Genomic DNA, 5,109 nt, shown 5'->3' on the forward strand with positions numbered 1-5,109 from the left:
GGCTTTTCCGTCTCAGCGAGGAAGAGCATGTGTTGGTGGCGGTGGTGCATCATATCGCCGCCGATGGGTGGTCGATCGCCCCGCTGGTGGCCGATTTGGGCGCGGCCTATGCGAGCCGGTGTGCCGGACATGTCCCCGACTGGGCGCCGTTGGCGGTGCAGTATGTGGATTACACGTTGTGGCAGCGTGCGCAGTTGGGTGAGCTGGATGACAGCGGCAGCCGGATTGCTGGGCAGTTGGCTTATTGGGAGCAGGCGTTAGCCGGGCTGCCCGAGCGGCTGGTGTTACCGACTGATCGGCCCTATCCGCTGATTGCGGATTACCGCGGCGCGCAGCTGGCGGTCGAGTGGCCCGCGCAGCTGCAACGGGGCGTTGCTCGGCTGGCCCGCGAACACAATGCGTCCAGTTTTATGGTGGTGCAGGCCGCGTTTGCGGTGTTGTTGTCCAAGCTCACTGCCAGTTGCGATGTGGCCGTGGGTTTCCCGATTGCCGGTCGGCGTGATCCCGCGCTCGATGAGCTGGTGGGTTTTTTCGTCAACACGTTGGTGTTGCGGGTGGATCTGGGTGGTGATCCCAGCGTTGCCGAGGTGTTGGGGCAGGTGCAGCAGCGCAGCCTGGCCGCCTATGACCACCAGGATGTGCCTTTCGAGGTGCTGGTGGAACGGCTTAGCCCGGCCCGCTCGTTGACTCATCATCCGTTGGTGCAGGTGATGTTGGCCTGGCAGAACCTGCCTGGGCTGGGCACCGCTGAGCCCGCCGGATGGGCGTTGGGTGATCTGCAGGTCACTTCGCTGCCGGTGGACACTCACAGCGCCCGCATGGACCTGACGTTCACGCTCTCGGAACGCTGGACGGAATCCGGTGAGCCGGCTGGGATCGGCGGGGCGGTGGAGTTTCGCACCGACGTGTTCGATGCCCGCAGCATTGAAACGCTGATCGACCGGTTGGGGCGGGTGCTGCAGGAGATGACGGCCGATTCGTCGCGGCGGTTGTCGGCGATCGATGTGCGTGATACTGCTGAGCGGGCCCGCCTGGATGAGATCGGTAACCGGGCGGTGTTGAGCGCGCCGGTGACTGTGTCGGCGTCGATCCCGGAAGCGTTCGCCGCGCAGGTAGAACGCACTCCGGAGGCGGTGGCGGTGAGCTGCGAGGGCCGGTCGCTGAGCTACCAGGAGCTCGAGGAGGCGGCCAACCGGTTGGCGCATCTGCTGACCGCCCAGGGTGTGGGCCCCGGAGCGTTTGTGGCGCTGCTCTTGCCTCGCTCGGCTCAGGCGATCGTGGCGATGCTGGCGGTGTTGAAGGCGGGGGCGGCTTATGTGCCGATGGATCCCGGCGCCCCGGAGGCGCGGGTGGGGTTCATGCTCGAGGATGCCGGCCCGGTCGCGGCGATCACCACGACCGCGCTGGTCGAGCGACTGGCTGGCCATGAGTTAGTGGTCATCGACGTCGAAGACCGTGCGGTCCATGACCAGCCCAGCACCGCATTGCCGGTGCCGAGCCCGGACGATCTTGCGTATCTGATCTACACCTCGGGCACCACCGGGGTGCCCAAAGGGGTTGCGGTTGCTCACCGCAACGTCACTCTGTTGCTGGACTCGCTGGGCGCGGACGTGGAGCCGGGGCAGGTGTGGTCGCAGTGTCACTCGTTGGCGTTCGACTTTTCGGTGTGGGAGATCTTCGGCGCGCTGCTGCGCGGCGGCCGGCTGGTGGTGGTGCCCGAGTCGGTCACCCGCTCAGCGGGAGAGTTGCATGCCTTGCTGGTCGCCGAGCAGGTCAGCGTGTTGAGCCAAACGCCGTCGGCGTTTTATGCGCTGCAAACCGCCGATACGCTGCAACCGGAGCTGGGACGGCAGCTCAAGCTCGAGACGGTGGTCTTCGGCGGGGAAGCGCTCGAACCCCAGCGCCTTGGGGCGTGGCTGGCGCACCACTCCGCTTTACCGCGCTTGATCAACATGTATGGCATCACCGAGACGACGGTGCATGCGTCGTTGCGGGAGATCGTCGAGGCGGATGTCGTCGGTGCTGGCAGCCCGATCGGGGTGCCGTTGGCGCATTTGAGCTTTTTTGTGCTTGATGGGTGGTTGCGGCCGGTGCCGACGGGTGTGGTGGGCGAGTTGTATGTGGCCGGTGGGGGGCTGGCGGATGGCTACGTGCGCCGGAGTGCCCTGACGGCGTCGCGCTTTGTGGCGTGTCCGTTCGGTGGGGCCGGGACTCGGATGTATCGCACCGGGGATGTGGTGCGGTGGAGTGATGATGGGCAGTTGGAATATGTGGGGCGTGCTGATGAGCAGGTCAAGATCCGCGGGTATCGCATTGAGTTGGGGGAGGTCCGGGCGGCGTTAGCGGGTGTGGCGGGGGTTGAGCAGGCGGTGGTGATCACCCGCGAGGACCGTGCTGGGGATAAGCGCTTGGTGGGATATGTGACCGGTGCCGCGGATGCGGCCCAGGTGCGGGCGGCGTTGGTGGAGCGGTTGCCGGCTTATATGGTGCCGGCGGCCATTGTGGTGCTCGAGGCGTTGCCGTTGACGGTCAACGGCAAACTCGACAAGCGCGCGCTGCCGGCCCCGGACTATAAGGACGTCAATCGTTTTCGCGCTCCGACCACCCCCATCGAGGAGGTCTTGGCGGGGATCTTTGCCCAGGTGCTGGGTGTGCCGCGGGTCGGGGTGGATGACTCGTTTTTCGATCTGGGCGGGGATTCCATTTTGTCGATGCAGGTGGTGGCCCGGGCGGCTGTTGCTGGCTTGGTGTTTAGGCCGCGCGACATTTTCGTCGAGCAGACAGTGGCCCGGCTGGCTCTCGTAGCTAGGACGGCCGGCGAGGCTGATGCGGTGGTCGATGCGGGCGTCGGGCCGGTGGTGGCCACGCCGATTATGCGTTGGTTGCAGGGTGTGGGCGGCGCGGTTGAGCAGTTCAACCAGACCATGGTGGTGCAGGCTCCTGGGGCGGTGAGCCAGGCCGATGTGGTGGTGGTGTTGCAGGCGTTGCTGGATCGGCATGCCATGTTGCGGTTACGCGTGGAGGACGACGGTGCGGGGGGCTGGTCGCTGAGCGTGCCGGAGGCGGGCGCGGTGGATGCCGGTGAGTGCGTGCAGGTTGTGGACGTGTTGTCCGATGAGGTGGTGGTGGCCGCGCGGGCGCAGTTGGATCCGGCGGCCGGGGTGATGGTGCGGGCGTTGTGGGTGGCCCCGGCTGGGCGGTTGGTGTTGATCGTTCACCATCTGGCCGTTGATGGGGTGTCGTGGCGAGTGTTGTTGGAAGATCTCAATATTGCCTGGGCGCAGCATCATGGTGGGCAGTCGGTGCTGTTGCCCCGGGGTGGGACCTCGTTTGCGCGGTGGGCTTCGTTGTTGGCCGAGTATGCCTATCACCCGGTGGTGGTGGAGCAGGCCCCGGCGTGGCGGCAGGTGGCTGGGGTTTCGGCGGTGGTGCCGGCGGTGCGGCCTGGGGTGGACACGTTCGCTAATGCTGGGCATCTGTCGGTGCAGCTTGATGCCGAGACCACCGGGATGCTGTTGGGGGAGGTGCCGGCGGCGTTTCATGCCGGTATCCAGGACATTTTGTTGATTGCGTTCGCGATGGCCTGGGCGCAATTCTGCGGTACTGCGCGGGCGCCGATCGGTATCGATGTCGAAGGTCATGGGCGGCATGAGGAGCTCGCCGCCGAGGTGGATCTGACCCGGACGGTGGGCTGGTTTACCACTAAATATCCGGTGGCGTTGAGGGTTGGTGGGCTGGATTGGGCGCAGGTGCTCGGGGGGCAGGCGGCGCTGGGGGCGGTGATCAAAGACGCCAAAGAGCAGTTGCGCGGACATCCTGACGGGTGGACCTATGGTCTGCTGCGGTATCTGAACACCGATGTCGAGCTGGTCGAATCCGACCCGCCGATCGGGTTCAACTATCTAGGGCGCTTGGGCGCCCCGCCGGCCTTCACCGGTGATGTATGGCGATTCAGCCCGGAAGCCATGTCGGATATCGGTGCGGCGGCGGCTATTCCGATGACGCTGGCGCATACCGTCGAGCTCAACGCCGCCACCGTCGACACCGACGAGGGCCCGCATCTGCACGCGAACTGGATGTGGGCGCCCTCGGCATTGGATCACGCCCAGGTCTCCCGGTTGAGCCGGTTCTGGTTTGACGCGCTGGCCGGCATCTGCGCCCACGTGCGCAGCGGGGGAGGCGGATTAACACCGTCCGATATCCTCCCGGCCCGGCTCAGCCAGCAACAGCTCGATGAACTGCAGCGGCAATACGCGCTCGCCGACGTGTTACCGCTGACTCCGCTGCAGCAGGGACTGCTCTTTCACGCCAGGGCCGCCGGGGGCAGCGACGACGACGTGTATGCGGTGCAGCTGGGCGTCACCATCACCGGCCCGCTCGAGCCGGACCGGCTGTGCGAGGCGTTGTACGCGGTGGTACGCCGCCACCCCAATCTGGCCGCCAGATTCTCCGAGCGGTTCGACCAGCCGGTGCAGATCATCCCCGCTGATCCCGCGCCGGGGTGGCGGTATGTCGAGCTGGACGCCGGAGACGTCGACGGGCGGATCGAGCGGCTGTGCGCGGCCGAACGCGCCGCGGTCTGCGACCTCGCCGAGCAGCCGCCCGTCCGCGTGGCATTGATCCGCACCGCGCCAGATCGGCACCGGCTTGTGCTGACCAATCACCACATCGTGTTGGATGGCTGGTCGCTGCCGATCCTGTTGGCCGAGATCTTCGCTGTCTACCATCGTCAGCCGTTGCCTGCCGCGGCGCCCTATCGCGGCTTCGTCAACTGGCTGGTCGATCGGGATAGCATTGCCGCACAAGCGGTTTGGGGTGAGCTATTGGCCGGGCTCCAGGCGCCGACCTTGGTAGGTCCACCGGATCGATGTGGGCTCGGACCGCGGGGCGTCGTCTCCTACCGGGTACCGGAGAAGACCACCCGCGCCGTCAGCGAACTGGCCCGCTCGCAGCACACCACGGTCAGCACCGTGCTGCAGGGCGCCTGGGCGTTGCTGCTGACCTCGCTGACCGGTCAGCATGATGTCGTCTTCGGCGCGGTGGTCTCCGGGCGGGGCGCCGAGGTGCCCGGCGTTGAGTCGATGGTGGGCCTGCTGATCAACACCGTGC

At 66.5% G+C, this 5,109-nt stretch carries 1 protein-coding gene; it reads left to right on the forward strand.

All coding sequences use genetic code 11. The features are described 5' to 3' along the window. Nucleotides 1-5,109, forward strand: a 5,109-nt coding sequence (locus A5625_RS24000; RefSeq protein WP_067000078.1) for a non-ribosomal peptide synthetase, incomplete at both ends; no start/stop codon positions are given.

It is taken from the genome of Mycobacterium sp. 1465703.0, assembly GCF_001672975.1.
In the GTDB taxonomy this organism is placed as follows: Bacteria; Actinomycetota; Actinomycetes; order Mycobacteriales; family Mycobacteriaceae; genus Mycobacterium.